Raw genomic sequence first — 21,638 nt, forward strand, 5'->3', positions numbered from 1 at the left:
TCTGATGAGGATTTTCGGGTAAGTTTATTACTGAGATAATATTTTATTGCTTTTTACACTTATACTCAAGCGAGTTCAATAACAGGATTTATCTGAGTATTTATATAAAAATATGTACTGGTTTTGAATACCCCCTTAGCAAGGAATTAATCCCGAATAAGCGTTGGAAAATATTAACAGACCTTGCTTTTAAAGAAATTAACCGCTGGTGAACTTGAAATTTCTAAATTAGTTCCATAAATGCAGTTTTAAAAAAACTCGCTACGTACTATAGTATCTGCATTAGAGTTACAAATTCAATTTATTATAACTCTAACTTGAGTTAAGAAGACGAAATACGAAAAGTTTAAAGTGACAAACGGCGAAGTTGTTGGTTTTGTAGGTTATTGTATTGTTGAAAATATTGCTTAGTCTAGTCCCCGTAATTTTTAAATATACAAAGCGACCTCGTTACACAAGAGCCCTGTCACATAAGTTTGGTCTGATAGCTTTTTTATTATTGAATTTTCACAAAACTCGTAGATTTCTTTGAAGTATTTTAAGTTATCTACAAATTATAAAACGGTGCAATTTTGCGCTCAAATCGATTGAGGTAGAGATATGGAAGATGTAGTAATCGTCGCAGCCGGAAGAACGGCAATTGGCAATTTTAGCGGCTCTTTGGCGAAAGTACCTGCAGATGTTCTTGGTACAACCGTTATTAAAGGCTTGTTAGAACAAACTGGTATTGCTCCGGAGCTAGTTGATGAAGTTATTTTAGGCCAAGTATTAACGGCGGGTATGGGACAAAACCCAGCACGTAAAGCTTCAGTTAATGCTGGTTTACCTCATACAACGCCAGCAATGGGTATTAGCAAAGTTTGTGGCTCTGGTCTTAAAGCCTTGCATTTAGCAGCCCAATCAATAGCATGTGGTGATGCCGATATTGTTATTGCCGGTGGTCAAGAAAGCATGAGCCAATCAGCTCACGTTTTACCAGGCAGTCGTAATGGCGTAAAAATGGGTGACTGGAAAGCAGTAGACACTATGCTTAGCGATGGTCTTACCGATGCATTCGAAGGCTATCATATGGGTATTACCACTGAAAATATAGCCGCTAAATATGATATTTCTCGTGAAGAGCAAGATGCTTTTGCTGCTGCTTCACAAAATAAAGCCGAGGCAGCGCAAAAGTCTGGACGTTTTGAAGATGAGATTATCCCTGTTGTCATTCCGCAGCGTCGTGGCGACCCAGTTGTTTTCGACACAGATGAGTTCCCTAAGCACGGTGTTACAGCTGAAGGTCTAGCAAAACTTCGCCCTGCATTTAAAAGAGACGGTACTGTAACCGCAGGTACTTCATCAGGTATTAATGATGGAGCAGCTGGTGTAATCATGATGAGTGCAACAAAAGCAGCTGAGCTTGGTCTTGAAGTTCTCGTTAAAATTAAAGCTTATGCTAATTCTGGTGTAGATCCTGCCATTATGGGCACAGGTCCGATTCCAGCGGTTAAACGTTGCCTTAAAAAAGCAGGTTGGACAGTTGACGATCTTGACTTGATTGAAGCTAATGAAGCCTTCGCAGCGCAAGCTATTTCAGTGAATCGTGATTTAGCTTGGGATACCAACAAAGTAAATGTTAATGGTGGTGCAATTGCACTTGGTCATCCAATTGGTGCATCAGGCGCACGTGTTCTTGTGACTTTGGTTCACGAGATGATTAAACGCGATGCTAAAAAAGGTGTCGCCACTTTGTGTATTGGTGGTGGTATGGGTGTTGCTTTAGCGGTAGAACGTTAAGCGTAATATTTTTATACCCATACCTCCTCAAGATGCGAGTTTCAGGACTACAGAGGAATTCTTGATCAAGGCGCATCTTTTATTAATGGTTGTTCCCTTAATAATAGATGCAACGATGAGCATGATTTACTATGTAGCCCCGCAGGGCGAGTTTAAAAGGCGTATATGCCGCATTATTGATTTTGACAATAGAATAACTATTCTCTTCAATCAATGCCTTGCGTACATGGATGTAGGTACTTAGGTTCAGTCTGGAACTATGAACCTGTGCCTATAAGCCTTTTAATTCTCGCTGAACCCTGCATCTTGAGGTGGTTTGGGTATATATAACATTAGATTTTTAAAGGCCAACCTTTCACTAGGTTGGCCTTTTTTATAACCACATTTAAGTTTACTGTATTAATAACGCAGAATATAAGTGATATTTGATGAAAATATAGACTAAAGCGGCATATGAATTTAACTGTATTCTCCATAAAATCAGCGTTTCGATAAATATTATTGTCGGAATTTATTTTTGCAAAATTTGCTGAATTTATGTACTTGAATCTGATATCTAAATACTATTTTACTATAGTTGCCGTACCTGAAAAATCTGATTTAAATTATAATAATCCTTCGTCTAAGTTAACTTAGACAAAATAAAATGGAAGATAAATATGTCAAAACGTGAAGTTGTATTTTTAAGTGGTGTTCGTTCTGCAATTGCAGACTTTGGTGGTTCATTAAAAGGAATAGCACCAACAGATCTTGCTGGTCAAATGGTTGCAGAGGCGGTTAAACGTTCAGGAGCAAACAGTGAAGACGTTGGGCATTGTGTTATTGGTAATGTAGTTCATACAGACCGTCGCGATATGTATATGAGTAGAGCTGCTGCTTTAAAAGGTGGATTACCAGAGTCTACTCCTGCTTTAACGGTAAATCGCTTATGTGGTTCAGGCTTACAAGCCATCATTTCTGCTGCGCAATTAGTCTTACTTGACGATTGTGACCTGGTAGTCGCTGGTGGTGCTGAGTCTATGACACGCGCACCTTATTGGAGTCCATCAGCACGTTTTGGTAGCAAAATGGGTGATACACAAATGGTTGATCCTATGGTTGGCGCATTAACATGCCCAATTACAGATACTCATATGGGTATTACTGCAGAAAATGTTGCAGAAAAGTGGGGAATAACTCGCGAAGAACAAGATGCAGCAGCAGTAGAGTCACACAATAGAGCACAGCGTGCTACTGAAGAAGGCCGTTTCACTGATCAAATCGTACCGGTTGAATTAAAATCTCGTAAAGGCGTAGTTCAATACACTACCGATGAGCATGTTCGTTTTGATTGTACTATAGCTGATATGGCAAAACTTCGCCCTGCATTTAAAAAAGATGGCTCTGTAACTGCAGGTAACGCTTCTGGTATTAATGATGCTGCAGCTGTTGTTGTTATGGCTGATAGTGAATATGCCAAAGCTAATGGTTTAAAGCCTCTTGCTAAGTTAGTAGGTTATGCTTTTGCTGGTGTAGCACCAGAAATTATGGGCATTGGACCCACACCTGCTGTTAAAAAATTACTTGAAAAAACCGGCATTAATAAAGATGATATTGATGTTTGGGAAGTCAATGAAGCCTTTGCTTCTCAAGCTTTAGCCGTATGTCGCGATCTAGAATTAGACATGGAAAAAGTGAACCCTAATGGCTCTGGTATCTCTTTAGGTCACCCAATTGGCGCAACAGGTGCTTTAATTTCAGTTAAAGCAATTCATGAGCTACAACGTGTTCAAGGTAAATATGCGGTTATCACTATGTGTATTGGTGGTGGTCAAGGCATTGCTGCTTTAATTGAACGTGTATAAATTGTAAAAAATATATATTGAAATTACGCTGTTTGTAATTTTAAATAAAACCAAAAAAGCGATCTTCTTAGATCGCTTTTTTATTTTACTTTTTTATAATCTAACTTATATTTAGTGGGGTTATATTTATAAAGTTGTGATAACTGCTATTTAAAATTACTTAAAGCTAACCAACCATATAAGTGCCTGTACCAAAAGCAATATGCTCACCACGTTCATTATGCATTTCCATCCGAGCCACTGCGACTTTACTACCACTACGAATAATGTGTGCGGTTACAATAAATTCTTCACCTCTACCGGGGCGCAAAAAGTCAGTACGTAAATCAATAGTGCCAATTTTGCTCAAACTACGTTGCAGTGTCTCAGGAGTCATATCCGTTAACTGTTCAATAATATTTGCAGCGGCAACCACTCCCCCAGCTAAATCAAGTGCCGAGGCTGTTACACCCCCATGTAAAATTTTCTGCGTTGGGTTACCTATAAGTTTATCTTGCCAATCAAATCGAACCTCTGATTGCTGAGCATTAAACCGGGTTATTTCCAACCCAAGCAACTGATTAAATGGCATATTATTATTCCAATGATCAATCACCTGCTGAAACATTGCTTCTTTATTCATTTAACCGCCTTCTAGTCTGATCTGAAAAACAGACTACATTAGCACTTTTTACGGTAAATAGAATTAAAAAATCATCACACTAATGACAAGTCTAAGGTAAAATACCCCTTTAAAACCTTATTGAAGATAACCTGTTGAATTCAGCTACAAGCACTTTAGCCCTCTCAGATGATGACAAAACCTTATTGCTTGATACTTTAAAGCATTACTTTGGTTACGACAGTTTCCGCTCCGGTCAAATTGAGATCGTAGCAAGCTTAATGCAAGGTAGAGATTCTTTGGTATTAATGCCCACTGGCGGTGGAAAATCTTTATGTTATCAATTGCCTGCAATATTACTGCCCGGCATCACAATTGTCGTGTCTCCACTCATTGCGTTAATGAAAGATCAAGTTGATAGCTTAACTCGCCAAGGTATTGCCGCCGCATTTATTAATTCTTCTTTAGACGCCCAAACTATTAAGGATATTTTTGTTAAACTATCGCAGGGGGAAATTAAACTCTTATATGTCGCGCCTGAGCGTTTAACCAATCGTTACTTTTTACAAAGCTTAAGCGAACTGTCTTTAAGTTTATTTGCTATAGACGAGGCCCATTGTATCTCTCAGTGGGGTCATGATTTCCGCCCTGCTTATACACAATTACACTATTTAAAACAGTATTTTCCACAAGTACCCGTCATGGCATTAACCGCCACAGCGGATGTAACAACACGCAAAGATATCCTTACGCAATTAGCTCTCAATAACCCTTACATTCAATTAGATAGCTTTGACAGAGCTAACATACGCTTTACTTTGGCACCAAAATACAACGGTGAAAAGCAAGTGCTAGGTTATGTGCGAAAACAAGGTGATGATTCTGGCATTATTTATTGTAATAGTCGCTGGCAAGTAGAAAAGTTAACCAAATATCTAGCGGCTTGCGGCATTAACTGCGCGGCTTATCATGCTGGTTTAGAAAATGATATTCGCGCTATAGTGCAAGAAGGTTTTACCAAAGATAATGTTCAAGTTGTCATTGCGACAGTGGCTTTTGGCTTAGGAATTAACAAGCCGAATGTTCGCTATGTCATTCACTTTGAACCACCTAGAACGTTAGAATCTTATTATCAAGAAATAGGAAGAGCGGGTCGTGATGGTTTACCTGCTGAAGCATTGTTTTTAGTCGCTGATAAAGATACGGCACGTATTAAAAAACGTATCAGTGAAGGTGATAATCCACAACGAGTCAATGTTGAAATGCAGCGCTTTGCTGCGATGAGTGCCTTTATAGATGCCCAAACTTGTCGACGACAAGTGGTACTGAACTATTTTGCCGAGTATACCGAGCAACGCTGTGGTAACTGCGATATTTGCTTAGATCCCCCTAGCCAATTTGATGCAACTGAAGCAGCACAAAAAGTATTGTCTTGCGTTTTTCGTATTAAACAACAAGGCGATATTAACCATATTATTGATGTACTGCGTGGTGAGAAAACGACCAAGGTATTACAACAAGATCATGATAAGGTATCTACCTTTGGTATTGGCTCTGGCAAAACGCCTGGCTATTGGTTTGCTATTATCGGGCAACTAATTCATTTAGGCTACTTACAACAAGATATTGAACAGCAATCCACTCTTTGCTTAACTACCGCTTCAAGAAGTGTACTTAAAGCAACAGAGCCACTTATGTTGGCAAGCCCACGCTTACAAAAAGCCAGTTATTGGCAAAATAAAAAACAACAAAAAAACTACGATAGAGCTTTATTTGCCAAGTTACGAGAGCTGCGAAAAAGTATCGCCGATGGTGAGGATATTGCGCCATTTATCGTTTTTAATGATGCCACCCTCTCAGAGCTAGCGCGAGTATTACCACAAACTTCACGACAAATGTTAGCGGTTAGTGGTATTGGGGATGTGAAACTAGCGCGTTATGGGCAACCTTTTTTGCAACTAATTAAACAACATATTAAAAACTAAAAAAGCGCCCAAAGGCGCTTTTTTCTTGCTACTCATAACTCGTAGCTAATTACTGTAGATCTTACTTTAAGCTAGCGTAATAAGCCGCTAAATCAGCCATATCAGCATCTTGTAATGAAGCAACCATACCTTTCATTGTTGGATCATTACGTTTGCCTGATTTAAAGTCTTTAAGTTGCTTTACAAGGTAAGCTTCTTTTTGACCAGCAAGGTTAGGGTAAGTTGGAACTGCAGAAATTCCCGCCATACCGTGACATGCAGCACACATCATTGATTTTCCTTTACCAGCAGCAGCATCACCAGCGAAAACAGGAGATGCCATTAATACGGTTGCAGCAACTGCAAGAGTAAGTTTTTTCATAGTAATTATCTCTCTCTTTATTTATCAGAACTATTTATTGTTAAATTGACTAAATCCAGTATAAGTAAAATAATTTCTGCTGTCGTGGCTTTTTTGATTTAATATATGATTAACATTAAATATTGATCATTTCGCTTTTAAATATTGTTTATTTTTTAATAACTTGCCATTATTTAAACATCTCTTTTTTATCATTGGAATATAAATGTCATCTATAGCAATACAGTCAATTGATCTTATTGAAAATCAAATTACCGTGCTTTTTGATAAAATTTGGTTCCAAGAAAATATAACAACATTGCGTACATTGTTACTCAGTGATATATCAAGTCTTAACATTAAAGAAGTTGTTATCGGTGCTGACTTAGAAAGTGTTCGTTTTCAGTGGCTAGATACAGAGTTTATTCTAAATTTTGATTACTACAGTCAATCCTGTTGGTTTGAAGCGCAAGATCCTCATAGCTTGGCGGAAACCCTCACTTTATTTACTTTACTAACTCAAAATAACGAGCATTATGTTTGATAAGATACTTATTAGTCGGTGCTTTCTTGGTGATAATGTTCGATATAATAATATCGTATTAACATATGTACATCCGTTGATAGAATTATGGCAGCAACAAAAGCGTTTTATAACTATTTGTCCAGAAATATCAGGCGGATTATCTGTACCAAGAGAGCCTGCAGAGATACAACAAAAAACCAAAGAAGTAAGAACTAAATCAGGTATTAATGTCAGTGCTCAATTCAAATTTGGAGCGCAGCAGGCGTTAACTTTATGTCAGCAACACAATATTCGTTTCGCTTTATTAAAAGAATCAAGCCCTTCGTGCGGCAGCACGCTTATTTATGATGGTTCATTTAGCAATAATAAAGTTTTAGGAGAAGGCATAACAAGTCAACTGCTAACACAACACAAGATTAAAGTTTTTTCTGAAAACACAATAGAGAGGCTAGAAAAACTACTTGATAAAGCTATTTGTTAAAGCTAAACCCTTTCTCTTTTAAGTTTTCTTTATCCTGCATTATTTTTCGTGTTCTGTTAATAAGTTGATTTAGCGATTCTTTACGTTGTATTTCACTCGTACCACATGAAATGCTCATTTTAGGTAATCGAACGCCTGATTTAACACTAACAAAACGAATTTTATCAACTCCTTGTTTTATTTTTTCAGCAATTTCACTCGCTATATCATTATCAACATCCGGGAACAAAACAATAAACTCATCGTTAGCTGAGCGAACTGGCAAGCCACTATCATCAACATAACTGGCTACTTTTTTTGCTATTTTTGACAAAATAACATCGCCAATCAAGACACCAAAACGCTCGTTGAATTGGGCAAAATGGTCAACATTTATCACAATGGCAGCAATACCTCTTTCAGCATCTTCACTAAGCCAAGTGTCCACATGCTTCGACATGGCTTTGCGATTATATAAGCCAGTTACTGGGTCTAAATAAATTTCTTGGCGGACTTCTTCTAATTCCTCTTCCAGTGCTTTTGTTTGTATTTGAGACTGTTGTAATTGTTCTACTAGTTGTTGCTGCTGCTTTTTAAAGGCTGTAGAAGCACGATGAAGCTTAGCAATTGCTTTTTTTACTTCAGTTTTTTCATGAGACATTAATGCGGGGATATTATCATCTAATTGATCGATAAAGTTTTGAGCACCAAAAGTTGATTGTTGGCAGTTATCTTGAATTTGAGCAAATAACTGTGACAGATCAGTAATAATATCATCTCGAAATTGACTTTGTTCAAGTAGGTGATCTTTATATAATTGCTCCATAAAGAAACCGTCTATATTTTTACCTGACAATAATAAACGTTTAATACTTGCCGTTAAAATTGGCTTTTTATTTTTACAATATTCATAACTCACAGCATAGTTTATTGGATTCACTGGCAAGCGCCACTGATTCAGTTGGGCAACTGCCAATGTCATTGTTTTGTTTGCTTGTTTTATGGAATCGTGATACTTCACCGATTCACCCCTATAATAATTTCACTATAATAGTGCTCTTTGGCACTTATAAACTTTATTCTCTAGTATATATAGAGAAAGATCTACTAAATTTACTGTTATTTTCAAAGGCTATACGTTAGATTATTTTACGAATCTGTAGCCACATTAATTATATTTATAGAATAATTAACCGTAAGTACAAATCATCAACAGTTGCAACAATCAATTAGTTACCCTGAAATAGTACAGTGTTGTCATTTCATAATATTCAAAAAACAGATAGCTACACGTCATGTCTAGATTAAGCCTTAACGTATAGAATAGAAGAGTTCGCTCTTAAGCAACTACACTATAGATGCAGAAAAGCATTAGTCCACAATTTAATCGTGAATTTTACGTTCAAATATAAAGTTTCAAAGTAGGTAAGATTGATAAGATTGGAACAGGCAAAGGAAGCCACGCAAAGTACACCGGAGAAACAGACAGAAAACTGTTTAAAATAGAAGAGCCCCCACTACATCTAAATTTGGCAGTCCCGCTGTCATAGGTTTCCCGTTAGACCGGTAACTTTGCGTATCTAGCTTTCACTAGATTTGCCCTTGTCGAGCTTTAGAAGCTCAAAGCCATTATAAGCCATGCTTTATATTTGTAAACAAAAAACTAACACTATGATGCTATATCACGTTAAAATGAGACAACTATTTTATCTAACACTGTGTTTTTTCTCATGTTAATAATAAAAAAGACATTGTGTTATTTCTACACTTTACTTGTACTTTCATTACTTAGCGTGAGCTTTAGTACCTTAGCTAACAATAATTTACTCCCTCAAGAAAAACTTATTATTCAGGTTGAACATTTATTTAAACAAAATGCTGAAACATTGAATTATCACAAAGTTATTGAGATCAGTAAAAAAATCATCAATCAGCGCATTAATTATCCCAGTGAAATTGTCGCTAAAACATACCTATTACTCGCCAATGTTGCTAGCAATAAAGGTGAATTAGAAACAGCCATACAATTTACCAATGATGGTTTAGCAATCGCTACTCAAAATCAAGCGACTAGATTACGTTTACAAATAAATTTAGCCAAAATATTTTCAGCTAAAAAGCAATATCAACAATTATTAACTACTGTGCAAAAAGCAATAAATACTCCACAAAATAAAAAATATACCGCCTCTTTTTTAATTGCTTTAGGTTATAGAAGTGTTGCTTTTGCAATGTTGGGCCAGCATGCGAAAGCACTAGTTGACCTTCAACAAGTTGAGATCGTTATCTCACAAAACCCTGCTTTTTCTGAATATATATCCTTATTAGCTATTTTAGCAAATGCTTATTATCATTTAGGTGATTATCGAACAGCTCTTACGGTACAGTTGAGAATATTAAAACTACGATTTAATTTAAATATATTAAATAATATTGACCAAACATATTTCCATTTAGCTAATACATACTACCGTTTAAATAGATTTAACGATGCATACACTACTTACTGGGAATCTAAAAATTATGCAATAAAGAAAGAGGCACCAATCTATGTGGGTTATGCTAGTCAAGGTCTTTCACTGACATTGTTGCGACAAAAACAATATGATGCAGCAAAAACTGAAGCTTTAAAAGCTAACAAATTGTTTTATCAACATAATTTACCAACTCCGTATTTAGAAAGTATGATTATTTTAATTCAAATATACCATGCAATAAAACAAGAGGAACAGAGTTTTAGTTTATTATTAAAAGCGGAAAAATTAGTAATAAATATCAAATTATCAGCTGACTATATTATTTTTTATAAATATCTCGCAGATATGTACTTAGTTAAACAAGATCTAAATAAAGCTTATTTATGGAAAAAAAAATATAGTGATGCTTTATTAGAAAACATCTTATTTATCAAAAAAACAATCGAATTTAATAACTACCCTGTAAGTAGCGAAATAGGTAAACCTCACAAAAATAAAAACATACCCGCTAGCAAAAAAGCACGAGAATTAGCAATAAAGTTAGCTGAACAAAGCGAGTTAACTTCCACTTTTTCTGATAAATTTCGTAAGCAGCAACTATTTATTTTAATATCAACTATCATCACCGCTCTATTATTGATTTTTATTGTTATTTTACGGGTTAAACAGCGTAGACAAAGGTTACTATCAGAATATGATGCCCTAGAGAAACCAAGTTATATATTAGCTAACCCCGTACAAACTAAACAGTCATACCAAGCAAATTTTAATATGGCTAGGAAATATAACTACCCATTAACACTAGGTTACATTTCAATTACCAACTGGCAAGAGCTAACATTTCAATTTAATAAAAAAACGGTCTTAGAAGTTAGCAGAGGTATAGCCCGTTTAATAAATGAGCAACTGAATGAATTTGAAAATTCAGGGATAATTAATAATGGTGAATATTTACTGTTTTTTCCTCACCAAAATAAGGAAGATGTGACAAAAACGATAGAAAAACTAGTTTCCACATTAAAATTACGGTATTTTGCCAATTTAGGAGAATTTTCCGTTCTAATAGCCTATTCAATAGAAAGTCCAGATTTTCAAGATATTGACCCCTATATTTTTCTATCACAATTAAGTAACTCCATAAAACTAGCCTAAAAAAATTCAGGTAAATTAATGTTATCTATATTACTTAGGCTCTGTTGTAGAAAGCTGTTGTCGTCTCAATTCAAGTTGGTATTACCCCTTACTGGTATTGGCATACAAAGGATTTAGACTTAAATGTTAAATTTCTTTCTATCCCTTTATATTTAAGGCTTTCGTAAAGTAACAACAATAGTCTGAAACAGAGCCATTACTTATTATCAGCTGTTTGAAGAATTTAGTGTTAATGGAAGTACTTTAAATGGAATATGATGCAGTCGAAGCAAGTAGTGCTTCAAGTCAAAAAGCATCAACTTAAAAGAAGATCTTAGAGTACTGAAAAATTAAAAAGCATTATCATTTAATTTCGAATTATAATATCTGGAGAAGTATCTATATCACCTTCACTAGAAATAGTTGCAGCCATACCATTACATAATAGTATGGCTATATTACCAGCGTTGCTATTTCGAATATAGGTAAGGTCATAACCAAACTGACTCAAGCTGCTGGCGGCAAATTTTTGCGCTAATGAAAGCTTTCCCCACAAAGTGTCTACGATGACATTCTGCTGTCGTCTTTCTAATAAAACGTCTCTTCTGGCTGTTGCCTGCATGCCGAACCTCTAGAGTTTAAATACTTAAGATGCATTCAAACTATCACTAAGCTTAGAAAATTTAAGCGGGTTTTTCATAAAATATCTTACTTTGCCCTATGCATCAATAATTATATAGCGAATAATTCTATTATTATTACTGGTAATACCTGATTACTAGGTATTTGTATAAAAATTGTAAATCATATTGGTATAATATCAAAACCAACAGTAAAACTGAGAAGTGAACTATGAGTATTGTGTTAGATGAATTATTGGCTTTATTAAAATTAGAAGTTATTGAAAAAGGTATTTATAGGGGACAAAGTCAAGATTTAGGGTTTAAGGCCTTATTCGGTGGTCAAGTAATGGGACAAGCATTATCCGCAGCCCAAGAAACTGTTGGTTCTGATCGTTTTGTACATTCACTGCATTCTTATTTTTTACGTGCTGGTGATGCATCAAAGCCTGTAGTTTATGAAGTAGAAGACATTCGCAACGGTACTAGTTTTAGTACTCGTAGAATAAAAGCGATACAAAATGGTCAAACCATATTTTACATGACAGTCTCATTTCAGTGCCCTGAAGAGGGTTATAATCATCAAGATGTCATGCCAACTGTACCTAACCCTGATGATGTTCCTTCATACTGTGATTTTATTTTAGAGAATAAAAATGCGTTACCAAAAAGTATGCGTGAAAAATTTTTAGCTGAAAAACCCATCCAAATTCGCCCCGTTCAACAATATAATTGGCTTAAGCCAGAAAAAACCAATTCTAAATACCAAATTTGGTTAAATACTAATGGCAATTTACCTGATGACTTGCGCATTCATAGCTGTATGCTTGCTTATGCATCAGACTTTCAATTTTTGCCTACAGCATTATTGCCACACGGAGCTAGTCATTTACTGCCAAATTTTCAAATTGCGACCGTTGACCATGCCATGTGGTTTCATCGCCCATTTCGCTTTGATGATTGGTTATTATATTGTATGGATAGTCCATCTGCGAGTAATGGGCGAGGTCTAGTTCGAGGACAAATATTCAACCGCCAGGGTGAATTAGTTGCATCAACCATGCAAGAAGGTGTAATAAGACAAAGATAATCTGTGTCTAATGCTAAACTAGCAATATAACACTTCATGGCTCGTCACTTCATATCTTAATCACTAGTAACTATTATCAAGACACTGAATGCTTCCAGTCAAAACCGCTCGGGTGTTGAAATACGCGAATGTCAAAATGTGGTGCTATAGCAAAAAGATGATCGAATAGATCTGCTTGTATCGCTTCATACGCAATCCAATCAGTCGTGTTAGCAAAGCAATATATTTCTAAAGGTAATCCACTCGCGGTAGCTGGTAATTGTCTCACCATACAAGTTAAATCATTACGTATATTATTATTTTGATTTAAATACATTTCAATATAAGCACGAAAAGTACCAATATTTGTCAATTGACGCATATTAATTTTGGTTAATGAATCATCCTGAACGACACTCGAATCAACAGATTCATGATCAACTGCAAGTTGCTGCTTTTTATCTGTTAAATAGCTTTTTAATAAATTAGTATTTACTAAAAAATCTATTTTCTCCAAGCTATAAAAATCGATACTAGCAATATCAACAATTAACGTGCGTTTAATACGTCTTGCCCCAGTATGATACATATTACGCCAGTTTTTAAAAGAATCGCTGATCAATGCATAAGTAGGAATTGTGGTAATGGTTTTATCAAAGTTTTGGACCTTTACGGTACTTAAGCCAATTTCAATTACATCACCATCAGCACCATACTTTGGTAATTCAATCCAATCTCCAGCAACAACCATTTTATTAGCTGAAATTTGAATGCTAGCAACTAAACCTTTAATCGTATCTTGAAAGATTAAAAGTAAAACAGCAGTCAATGCCCCTAAACCACTTAGTAAATAGATTGGGGAACGGTCAAGAATAAGCGCAACGACAATAATAGCAGTTACTAAATAGACGACTAATTTAATAACCTGAATAATAGAGTTAAGTGGGAGGTAACGCTGCTTAGCACTTTCACGGTACAAACTCTTACTTACATTAAGCACAGCACTAATCGATTGCGCTATTTGAAAAACTAACAGAACTTTCGCAATAAGTACTAGTAAACGAGCGAGTAAAATACCATCAGGTAAAATTAATGGCGTTAAAAACAACACTAAAATAAAAGGTAACAGTAAGGTTATGCGGCTTAATACTTTATGTTCAATTAAGGCATTATCCCATGTATTCTTCGTTTTTAAAATAATCTTAGTTACCATATTAAGCAGATAATTTTTTGCTATATAATAACTAATGAAAGAAATAAACAAGATGAGAAATAAACCAATACTAATAGCGCTTATTTCAATATAGTTAGAATTTACGCCCTGCTCTATCAACCATGTTTTTATTAGCTCATTCATTTACAGTCCTTTTAACCTTATTTACCCGATGATTTTTGTTTCATGTTATTAAGCCTAACATCTTTATCATGCCAAAATTGTGTTAACCATTTTTGAAAATAAATTTTAAAACTTCGATCGTTAAAATAATCACCCGTTAATTCTTTTGTAATTTCAATGGTATGTACTTCCACCTGCACGTTTTTAACACGTCCACATAAAAAATCAACAAACGTTGGGATACCATCCGGATAATATATGGTGACATCCACAATAGTATTTAAATGTTCTCCCATGGCATCGAGAACAAAAGCGATACCGCCCGCTTTAGGCTTAAGTAAATGATTAAAAGGTGAGTTTTGCTTATCATGCTTTTCTTGAGTGTAACGTGTACCTTCAATGAAACTCATCACACTTACTGGCTTATGTTTAAACTTAGCACAGGCTTTGCGAGTAGTTTCTAAATCTTTACCTTTTAAATGAGGATTTTTCCTTAAGAATGATTGGCTATAACGCTTCATAAAAGGAAAATCTAGCGCCCACCAAGCCAAGCCTAAAAAAGGAACGTAAATTAGCTCTTTTTTTAAAAAGAATTTTAAAAATGGAATTTCACCATGCAAAGCACGCTGTAATACCACAATATCAACCCAACTCTGATGATTTGCTAATACTAAATACCAATCTTTTCTATTTAATTCTTCTAATCCTGTTATCTGAATTTGAACTTTAGTAAATAACTTCTGGTTGAGGGTATTCACTGCAACCCAGCTACTTGCCATTAAATCTAACAGATGGCTAAAAGTTTTCTGAGAAAAATTTATTGGTATTAGTGCTTTAAGTAAAGAAAAAATCACAATAGGCATCAACCAGAAAATAGTATTCAGGGTATATAGTATCAGCGACAAAAAGCCAATAATTTTTGCTGGGAGAAAATAAAGCATGGATAACTTTTAACTGCAATTGCGATAATGACCTTATTTAATCATGCTTTAAGTTGAGACTCAAACTACTTCAATTGAGTGATTTCACTGTTTTTAAGATAACTATGCAATAAAGCTATTAAAAAGCACAATTTTATCTACCGTTTTAGCCTGTTAAATTGGCAGTTTGGTTGTAATTATGCCTCCAATACCGCATGCTAACTAAGTCTTGTAATAGGAGTAATAATGAATTTTAATCGAGCTGTAATCAAAGTGGGTAGTGCCTTAGTTGCGCCAACTCAAGAAGGTTGTAGCGGAAAGTATACCTTAGCGATAGCGCAGTTTATTACTAAGTGCCAACAGCAAGGTAAAGAAATAATTTTAGTTTCTTCGGGGGGAGTTGCCGCTGGTCGTAGTTTGATACAACATGGTTCTCCCAATTTATCACTCTCTACTAAAAAAGCCATGTCTTCTGTTGGACAAATGCAAATGATGGCTAACTGGCAGCGTTTTTTTGATATTCCTTGTAGTCAAATTTTAATCACCCAAGAAGATTTAGCCGACAGACGGCGTTTTATTAGTATTAAACACACCATAAGAATTCAGTTAGACAATGGCATTTTACCCATAGTAAATGAAAATGACACCATAGCTAGCGCAAGTTCATCCGTAGGTGATAACGACAATCTTGCCGCTTTAGTCGCACAAGTGTGTGAGGCTGACTGCTTCTTTATTTTAAGTGATATTGATGGTGTTTTCACCAAAGATCCTAACGTTCATGACGACGCTGTTCTGATCCCTGAAATTGATAAAATTACTGACGAAATTTATGCTATGGCCGGCGTGAGTAGAAATCATCTTGCCACTGGCGGTATGAAAACCAAAATTCAAGCGGCAGAAAAAGCCGTTGAAAATGGTATAAATACTTATATTATCAATGGTACTCGTAGTGAAGTCTTTGCCTCTTTATTACAAGAAATAAATCCCGGCACCCGTTTTTCTGCTGATAAAGATATAATTACGGCGAAAAAACACTGGCTTAAACATAGCCTGAGAAGCCACGGTAAAATTTACTTAGATGCCGGTGCTGTAAATGCTTTGATAAATAAGGGTGCATCATTATTACCTTCGGGTATTACATCTGTTAATAATAAATTTGAAGCTGGCGATTCGGTTGATTTAATCGACGTTAAAAGCAAGAAACTAATCGCTAAAGGTATCAGTTTATATAACCACAATGATTTAAAACGTATCATGGGTAAGCATAGTGATGAAATTGCTAGTATTTTGGGCCATGACGAAGGCGATGTCGTAGTGCATCGTGATGAAATGGTTATTTTATAAAGTGCCCTTACCTATAACCGCTCCACTTGAAGAGTAAATAAAATGTCCGTATTTAATATGGCAGCAATGGCTGCTCAAGCAAAAATAGCGAGCCGAGTTGCCGCTCAATTAACAACGAGTGAAAAAAACACTTTACTGCACGCTATCGCTAATTCTATTGAAGAAAACAGTGCGTTAATCATCAGTGAAAATAGTAAAGATATTGATGCTGGTCGCGCCAAGGGATTAAGTGACGCCATGCTTGATAGGTTATTACTTACCACGCAGCGCGTAAAAGATATCAGCGCTGCCATTAGAGAAATAATTGCACTCGCCGACCCTGTCGGCAATATAGCCAACTTGTCATTACGCCCTAACGGCATGCAAGTTGGAAAGATGCGTATTCCTTTAGGCGTGATTGCGATGATTTACGAAGCTCGCCCAAACGTAACGGCTGAATCAGCAGCGTTATGTATTAAATCAGGCAACGCAGTTATTTTACGTGGCGGCTCTGAGGCTATTCATTCTAACTTAGCGTTAGCAAACTGCTTACATCAAGTGATTGAACAGCAAGGGTTTGATAAAAATGTTGTTAGTGTTATTCCTGATACAAGTCGTGGCGTTATCGAAGAGTTATTAAAACAAAAAGAGACTATTGATTTAGTTATTCCTCGTGGCGGCGAAGGTTTAATTCGCTATGTGACTGAAAATAGCCAAATTCCAGTTATTCAACACTTTAAAGGTGTGTGTCACTTGTTTATTGATAAATCAGCCGATTTAACAAAAGCCGTTAACATTTTAGTTAATGGTAAAACCCAAAAACCAAGTGCTTGTAATGCTTTTGAAACACTATTGGTACATCAAGATATCAGTTCACAATTCTTACCATTAGCCGCGAAAGCACTTGCCGAGGCAGCACAAGTAAAAGTACATGCTTGTGAAAACAGTATTAATTACTTTGACGGTGGACAACTAGCCACAACAGAAGATTATCATGCAGAATATCTAGCGCAAGAAATAGCCGTTAGAGTGGTAAACAGTTTTGATGATGCGGTTAGCCATATTAATGAATATACGTCAGATCACACAGAGGTTATCGTTACCCAAGATATCTCACGTAGCCAAACATTTATCCGTCAAATAAACTCATCGGTTGTCATGGTGAACGCCTCTTCTCGTTTTTCTGATGGCAATCAATTAGGGCTAGGCTCTGAAATTGGTATTTCTACCAGTAAATTACATGCCTATGGCCCAATGGGATTAGAAGCACTGACAACAGAAAAATTTGTCGTTTATGGTGATGGGCAAGTGCGAAACTAATATAAGCAGTATGCTTATGGAACTCACATAGGGATTAGAAGCACTGACAACAGAGAAATTTGTCGTTTATGGTGATGGGCAAATTAGAGAGTAGCACTAACCTTTAAAGACTAAATACTAAAAAACTCATCTTTGTTATCGCTTTGATGAGTTTTTTCTTTTATGCTACGCGACCATTTTCAATGTACGAGTAATAAAAGAGTCAATGATAGGTTTTGATTACGGCACATCAAACTGTAGTGTGGCCAAAATGCATAATGGTCAACCCGAAATACTACCCCTCGTTAATGGAAGTAAAACCATAGCATCTAATTTATATGCGCCTGATCGTGACGTTATCTGTCATTGGTTATGCCAACAGCTTGCCAGCGACCAACAAAAAGCATTCAAAAGTGTACGTGCTCCACAATTACAAAAAAGCCAAAGAGCATTACGTGAATTAGCCTTTGACGGCATTGACAGTGAATTAGTGTTTGGTAAAGCCGCGCTTGATAAGTATTTAGAAGATCCTGAAGAAGGCTACTACATAAAGTCGCCAAAATCGTTTCTAGGTGCCAGTGGTTTAGCACCAATGCAAATTCAACTCTTTGAAGACATGGTTGCCGCCATGATGTGCAATGTAAAAACGCTAACGGAAGCTAAATTAGGCCACCAAGTCGAGCAGACTGTCATCGGACGACCTATTAACTTTCAAGGATTACACGGTGAAGAAAGTAATCGTCAAGCCATTGAAGTGTTAACCAATGCTGCCAAACGAGTTGGCTTTAAAGACGTTGAGTTTCAATTTGAACCCGTAGCGGCAGGCTTTGAGTTTGAAGCTAGTTTAACGAAAGAAACGAAAGTTTTAGTGGTTGATATTGGTGGCGGCACCAGTGATTGTTCAATGTTACTGATGGGGCCAAACCTTAAAGACAATGACTGCCGACTAGCACATCTATTAGGGCATAGCGGTGTTCGTATCGCTGGCAATGACTTCGATATTCAATTAGCTTTACAAGGCATAATGCCAAGCCTAGGTATGAATGGCTTATCGAAAACAGGTAAGCCACTGCCTATGAGCAGTTTCTTTCAAGCTTTAGCCATTAATAATATCAATGAGCAAACCGAATTCTACAGCGCCAAAAATAGACGGGACTTAATACAATTATCACGAGATGCTAAAGAAGGTAATATAGTAGAGCGTTTAGTAACCGTACATGATCATAAATTAAGCTATCAATTAGTGAATGCTGCAGAGCAAGCAAAAATTGGCTTGTCTGAACACAACCAACAAACGATTGATTTACATGATGTCTACAAACAACTTAATGTTGAAGTGAATAGAGAAACATTGCGCATAGCCAATAAACGCACACTAGCAAGTATTGGTGAATTGATGCCATCAGCTGTTGCACAAGCTCAGTGCCAACCTGAAGTGATTTTTGTTACTGGCGGAACGGCAAAATCCCCAGTATTAAGTGAATTTTTACAGCAACAAATGCCTAACATTCCTGTTGTAGTAGGTGATCACTTTGGTAGTGTTACTGCTGGTTTAGCCCGTTGGGCGCAAAAAATATATCAATAAGAACATATCGATAGAAGTAATAAAAACGGTATTACCATTATATGGAAATACCGCTCTTAAATTTCACAGAAACTATACCTGTTTAACCAACATAATATTGCCCGTTATCGCCACAATTTGGCACTGACTTTGCTCATTTATTGATGTCACATTAGCATCATCAGCTAAACGTGCTTGCCAATTTATCCCTGAATAACGAATACTGCCCGTTGTCGTTGTAACTTTTGTACTTACCAGTACTTGCAAACCAATCATATCACTGGAATTGTCGGTTTTTTCTTTTGAGTTTTGCAGTGACTTCAATGGCTTCCATAAAATAGTAGCAACTAAAGCGGTTAATAAACCAACCGTCAATATTTCACTTTGCCAACCATCAATAGCACCAATACTGACTAAAGCACCGGTAATCAAACTGGCAATAGCAAAAAACAATAACGGGCCACTCAACCCCATTATGCTCAATTCAATCACAAAACTAATACCCGCAATTAAGTACCATAAGTGATCTGGGTTCTCTAAAAAATAATCCATAAAGCCTCATTGATAAAATAAAAGAGTAAAATGTAAATCCTAAATTTTAGCTCGATAATTTTAAGCTACTCGATACTGCAATGGCTTGCGCGACAGTGTTCGCAATATTATCACCGGTTTTACCATCAGTAAGTACCACAGTACTATCATTAGCAATAGCTTGATGCGCTGTAATTGCATTTTGAGCTAGCGTTAACATTACCGCTGATTGACCACTTTCAGTATTAGCGACATTACCCACTACCTCTAGTGCGCTAGCATCTGCCTCAGCAACTAAACGAATAGCTTCTGCTTTACCCGTTGCTTCAAGAATTTGTGATTCTTTTGACGCCTCAGCTGCTAATACTTGTTCAGCCTTTGCCGCTTCTGCGTCGAGTACACGTGCACGTTTTTGACCTTCAGCTTCAGTAATTGCAGCACTTTTAACGCCTTCTGCCGTTAAGATAACAGAGCGTTTTTCACGCTCGGCTGTCATTTGCTTTTCCATGTCTTCACGAATAGTTTGCGGTGGCGTAATATCTTTAATTTCGTAACGAGTCACCATCACGCCCCAAGGCGCTGTCGCTTCAGTCATCGAATTTAAAATTTGTGCATTAATGGCATCACGATTTTGAAAACACTCATCTAACTCCATTGAGCCGATGGCATTACGCATAGTCGTCATAGCAAGCTGTGTTACCGATAGTTTATAATCAGTTATATTGTTAGTTGCCGCTGCTGCATCAGTCACCTTCATAAATAAAATACCATCAATATCTAAGGTGATATTATCTTTGGTAATGGCTGGTTGCGAGATGATTTCTAGTGATTGTTCTTTCAAATTACGATCAGCAGCCACTGACTGCACGTAAGGGATAATAAAATTTAAACCCGCTGATAATGTTTTACTATATTTACCTAACGTATAAATGACATACCCACGGTTTTGCGGGACAAAATAGATACCTTTTTTCAAGGTGTACAAAATAACGATGGTTAGCCATAATACTGGGCTAGTGAGTATGCTTTCTGCGATATTTTCCATATAGTGATATTCCTTAATGAGAATTACTTAACCATAATTACTTAACCATAATTACTTAACCATAATTACTTAACCATAATTACTTAACCATAATTACTTACAATCGATTAAGGTAATTGACTCTTTAGTTGAAAGCAATACAAATTATGTATCAAAAAAACCCCAATGCTAAATACTTAACATTGGGGTTTAATAAGCGTGTTATTCAAGCCTTATTTATACCCGCTCCACTTGAAGATACTCGTTTCAGGAAGTCTGAGCGATTCATAATCAAGGCACATTTTTTTATTAAGGGTTATTCTCCTTAAAAAGAAATGTAACGCAGAGTATGATTTGATCAGCCTTCCCCAAAGTCGTTTCTAATTCCAGCTGAATCATGCATCTTCAAGTGGAACGGGTATAGGCAAGTAACATTATTCACTAATATAAGTACAACAATAGTCGATAAGCGTTTTAGCTTTAATCTCAAACTCACTGTTGGCAGGCACGTAAAAAGATTCTCCACCTTTAATCGTTTGCCATTGCGTAGCTTCAGGCAAAAGAATTTCACAATCGCCCGCAGTTATCTCCATTAACTCTTTTTCGTCTGTGGCAAATTTATAATCGCCCGGCATCATAATACCTAACGTTTTAAAACTACCATCGCTAAAAGTTATTTTACGACTGGTAACTTTACCGTCAAAATAAATATTAGCTTCTGCGTTAATTGTTACATTACTATATTCAGTCATTATTATTTCTCATAGATATACAAAGTTGCTTGTTTTCACACTATGCCCATATAGGAT

The 21,638-nt window shown here is 36.3% G+C and carries 19 protein-coding genes and 1 riboswitch; of the genes, 10 read left to right on the top strand and 9 right to left on the bottom strand.

Annotated features, from left to right (window positions below; translation table 11 throughout):
* Window positions 1–600 precede the first annotated feature (600 nt).
* Together DWA31_RS01670 and DWA31_RS01675 are read left to right on the top strand one after the other, a co-directional pair.
* The gene (locus DWA31_RS01670) at window positions 601–1,779 is read left to right on the top strand and encodes an acetyl-CoA C-acetyltransferase (protein ID WP_114324941.1); all 1,179 of its coding nucleotides are present in this window, start codon (window positions 601–603) and stop codon (window positions 1,777–1,779) included.
* Window positions 1,780–2,438: 659 nt separating this feature from the next.
* Window positions 2,439–3,623: an acetyl-CoA C-acyltransferase family protein gene (locus DWA31_RS01675; protein WP_210725524.1), complete on the top strand. Its 1,185-nt coding sequence runs from the start codon at window positions 2,439–2,441 to the stop codon at window positions 3,621–3,623.
* Between the two features lie 166 nt (window positions 3,624–3,789).
* Here the strand turns inward: DWA31_RS01675 and DWA31_RS01680 are convergent, their stop codons facing one another.
* On the bottom strand, window positions 3,790–4,245 hold the full coding sequence (locus tag DWA31_RS01680) for a thioesterase family protein (RefSeq protein WP_114324943.1): 456 nt from the start codon (window positions 4,243–4,245) through the stop codon (window positions 3,790–3,792).
* 134 nt (window positions 4,246–4,379) lie between these two features.
* Between DWA31_RS01680 and recQ the strand changes: the two genes are divergently transcribed.
* Window positions 4,380–6,209 carry a DNA helicase RecQ gene (gene recQ / locus DWA31_RS01685; RefSeq protein WP_245942434.1) on the top strand — a complete coding sequence of 610 codons (1,830 nt, stop codon included), beginning with the start codon at window positions 4,380–4,382 and terminating at the stop codon, window positions 6,207–6,209.
* Between the two features lie 61 nt (window positions 6,210–6,270).
* Here the strand turns inward: recQ and DWA31_RS01690 are convergent, their stop codons facing one another.
* Window positions 6,271–6,570, bottom strand: coding sequence for a c-type cytochrome (locus DWA31_RS01690; RefSeq protein WP_114324945.1), 300 nt, complete (start codon window positions 6,568–6,570; stop codon window positions 6,271–6,273).
* A 205-nt stretch (window positions 6,571–6,775) separates the two neighbouring features.
* On the opposite strand from DWA31_RS01690, the gene DWA31_RS01695 reads away from it, so the two are divergent.
* Both DWA31_RS01695 and DWA31_RS01700 read left to right on the top strand, forming a co-directional pair.
* Window positions 6,776–7,093 (top strand): DUF3630 family protein, encoded by a 318-nt coding sequence (locus DWA31_RS01695; protein ID WP_114324946.1) that lies wholly within the window; start codon window positions 6,776–6,778, stop codon window positions 7,091–7,093.
* A complete protein-coding gene (locus DWA31_RS01700; RefSeq protein WP_114324947.1) occupies window positions 7,086–7,556 on the top strand; it encodes a 2-thiouracil desulfurase family protein in 471 nt (156 codons plus the stop codon). Before DWA31_RS01695 ends, DWA31_RS01700 begins: the two co-directional genes overlap by 8 nt.
* Here the strand turns inward: DWA31_RS01700 and DWA31_RS01705 are convergent.
* Complete coding sequence (locus DWA31_RS01705; RefSeq protein ID WP_136037972.1) at window positions 7,546–8,556, bottom strand: GGDEF domain-containing protein; 1,011 nt, start codon at window positions 8,554–8,556, stop codon at window positions 7,546–7,548. The two genes, DWA31_RS01700 and DWA31_RS01705, sit on opposite strands and share 11 nt — an antisense overlap.
* 507 nt (window positions 8,557–9,063) lie before the next feature.
* Window positions 9,064–9,146, bottom strand: a riboswitch (cyclic di-GMP riboswitch).
* A gap of 182 nt (window positions 9,147–9,328) precedes the next feature.
* On the opposite strand from DWA31_RS01705, the gene DWA31_RS01710 reads away from it, so the two are divergent.
* Entirely contained in the window at window positions 9,329–11,164 is a 1,836-nt protein-coding gene (locus tag DWA31_RS01710; RefSeq protein WP_114324949.1) for a tetratricopeptide repeat protein, read from the top strand.
* A gap of 346 nt (window positions 11,165–11,510) precedes the next feature.
* Here the strand turns inward: DWA31_RS01710 and DWA31_RS01715 are convergent, their stop codons facing one another.
* Entirely contained in the window at window positions 11,511–11,765 is a 255-nt protein-coding gene (locus DWA31_RS01715; protein ID WP_114324950.1) for a hypothetical protein, read from the bottom strand.
* A 230-nt stretch (window positions 11,766–11,995) separates the two neighbouring features.
* On the opposite strand from DWA31_RS01715, the gene tesB reads away from it, so the two are divergent.
* The gene (gene tesB, locus DWA31_RS01720) at window positions 11,996–12,853 is read left to right on the top strand and encodes an acyl-CoA thioesterase II (RefSeq protein WP_114324951.1); all 858 of its coding nucleotides are present in this window, start codon (window positions 11,996–11,998) and stop codon (window positions 12,851–12,853) included.
* Between the two features lie 76 nt (window positions 12,854–12,929).
* Here the strand turns inward: tesB and DWA31_RS01725 are convergent, their stop codons facing one another.
* Both DWA31_RS01725 and DWA31_RS01730 read right to left on the bottom strand, forming a co-directional pair.
* Window positions 12,930–14,189, bottom strand: coding sequence for a mechanosensitive ion channel family protein (locus DWA31_RS01725; protein ID WP_114324952.1), 1,260 nt, complete (start codon window positions 14,187–14,189; stop codon window positions 12,930–12,932).
* A gap of 17 nt (window positions 14,190–14,206) precedes the next feature.
* Window positions 14,207–15,109 carry an acyltransferase gene (locus DWA31_RS01730; protein ID WP_114324953.1) on the bottom strand — a complete coding sequence of 301 codons (903 nt, stop codon included), beginning with the start codon at window positions 15,107–15,109 and terminating at the stop codon, window positions 14,207–14,209.
* A gap of 225 nt (window positions 15,110–15,334) precedes the next feature.
* On the opposite strand from DWA31_RS01730, the gene proB reads away from it, so the two are divergent.
* From proB to yegD, 3 genes are all read left to right on the top strand, one after another.
* A complete protein-coding gene (gene proB / locus DWA31_RS01735) occupies window positions 15,335–16,432 on the top strand; it encodes a glutamate 5-kinase (RefSeq protein ID WP_114324954.1) in 1,098 nt (365 codons plus the stop codon).
* A 42-nt stretch (window positions 16,433–16,474) separates the two neighbouring features.
* Entirely contained in the window at window positions 16,475–17,731 is a 1,257-nt protein-coding gene (locus DWA31_RS01740) for a glutamate-5-semialdehyde dehydrogenase (RefSeq protein ID WP_114324955.1), read from the top strand.
* Window positions 17,732–17,936: 205 nt separating this feature from the next.
* The gene (gene yegD / locus DWA31_RS01745) at window positions 17,937–19,295 is read left to right on the top strand and encodes a molecular chaperone (protein ID WP_114324956.1); all 1,359 of its coding nucleotides are present in this window, start codon (window positions 17,937–17,939) and stop codon (window positions 19,293–19,295) included.
* Window positions 19,296–19,367: 72 nt separating this feature from the next.
* Here the strand turns inward: yegD and DWA31_RS01750 are convergent, their stop codons facing one another.
* The 3 genes from DWA31_RS01750 to ppnP all read right to left on the bottom strand — a co-directional run bounded on the left by DWA31_RS01750 (window position 19,368) and on the right by ppnP (window position 21,581).
* The gene (locus DWA31_RS01750; protein WP_114324957.1) at window positions 19,368–19,826 is read right to left on the bottom strand and encodes an NfeD family protein; all 459 of its coding nucleotides are present in this window, start codon (window positions 19,824–19,826) and stop codon (window positions 19,368–19,370) included.
* A 46-nt stretch (window positions 19,827–19,872) separates the two neighbouring features.
* Window positions 19,873–20,850 (bottom strand): SPFH domain-containing protein, encoded by a 978-nt coding sequence (locus DWA31_RS01755; RefSeq protein WP_114324958.1) that lies wholly within the window; start codon window positions 20,848–20,850, stop codon window positions 19,873–19,875.
* A 413-nt stretch (window positions 20,851–21,263) separates the two neighbouring features.
* Entirely contained in the window at window positions 21,264–21,581 is a 318-nt protein-coding gene (ppnP, locus tag DWA31_RS01765; RefSeq protein WP_114324959.1) for a pyrimidine/purine nucleoside phosphorylase, read from the bottom strand.
* Window positions 21,582–21,638 lie beyond the last annotated feature (57 nt).

The sequence above is a fragment of the Candidatus Colwellia aromaticivorans genome, from assembly GCF_003333305.1.
Taxonomy (GTDB): Bacteria; Pseudomonadota; Gammaproteobacteria; order Enterobacterales; family Alteromonadaceae; genus Colwellia; species Colwellia aromaticivorans.

What these genes read in the sequence shown, in the direction of transcription:
- DWA31_RS01670 (WP_114324941.1), top strand. Translation starts at nt 601, where the DNA reads ATGGAAGATGTAGTAATCGTCGCAGCCGGAAGAACGGCAATTGGCAAT.
- ppnP (WP_114324959.1), bottom strand. Translation starts at nt 21,581, where the DNA reads ATGACTGAATATAGTAATGTAACAATTAACGCAGAAGCTAATATTTAT.
- DWA31_RS01725 (WP_114324952.1), bottom strand. Translation starts at nt 14,189, where the DNA reads ATGAATGAGCTAATAAAAACATGGTTGATAGAGCAGGGCGTAAATTCT.
- DWA31_RS01690 (WP_114324945.1), bottom strand. Translation starts at nt 6,570, where the DNA reads ATGAAAAAACTTACTCTTGCAGTTGCTGCAACCGTATTAATGGCATCT.
- DWA31_RS01740 (WP_114324955.1), top strand. Translation starts at nt 16,475, where the DNA reads ATGTCCGTATTTAATATGGCAGCAATGGCTGCTCAAGCAAAAATAGCG.
- yegD (WP_114324956.1), top strand. Translation starts at nt 17,937, where the DNA reads ATGATAGGTTTTGATTACGGCACATCAAACTGTAGTGTGGCCAAAATG.
- DWA31_RS01700 (WP_114324947.1), top strand. Translation starts at nt 7,086, where the DNA reads ATGTTTGATAAGATACTTATTAGTCGGTGCTTTCTTGGTGATAATGTT.
- tesB (WP_114324951.1), top strand. Translation starts at nt 11,996, where the DNA reads ATGAGTATTGTGTTAGATGAATTATTGGCTTTATTAAAATTAGAAGTT.
- DWA31_RS01715 (WP_114324950.1), bottom strand. Translation starts at nt 11,765, where the DNA reads ATGCAGGCAACAGCCAGAAGAGACGTTTTATTAGAAAGACGACAGCAG.
- DWA31_RS01730 (WP_114324953.1), bottom strand. Translation starts at nt 15,109, where the DNA reads ATGCTTTATTTTCTCCCAGCAAAAATTATTGGCTTTTTGTCGCTGATA.
- DWA31_RS01675 (WP_210725524.1), top strand. Translation starts at nt 2,439, where the DNA reads ATGTCAAAACGTGAAGTTGTATTTTTAAGTGGTGTTCGTTCTGCAATT.
- DWA31_RS01755 (WP_114324958.1), bottom strand. Translation starts at nt 20,850, where the DNA reads ATGGAAAATATCGCAGAAAGCATACTCACTAGCCCAGTATTATGGCTA.
- proB (WP_114324954.1), top strand. Translation starts at nt 15,335, where the DNA reads ATGAATTTTAATCGAGCTGTAATCAAAGTGGGTAGTGCCTTAGTTGCG.
- DWA31_RS01750 (WP_114324957.1), bottom strand. Translation starts at nt 19,826, where the DNA reads ATGGATTATTTTTTAGAGAACCCAGATCACTTATGGTACTTAATTGCG.
- DWA31_RS01695 (WP_114324946.1), top strand. Translation starts at nt 6,776, where the DNA reads ATGTCATCTATAGCAATACAGTCAATTGATCTTATTGAAAATCAAATT.
- DWA31_RS01680 (WP_114324943.1), bottom strand. Translation starts at nt 4,245, where the DNA reads ATGAATAAAGAAGCAATGTTTCAGCAGGTGATTGATCATTGGAATAAT.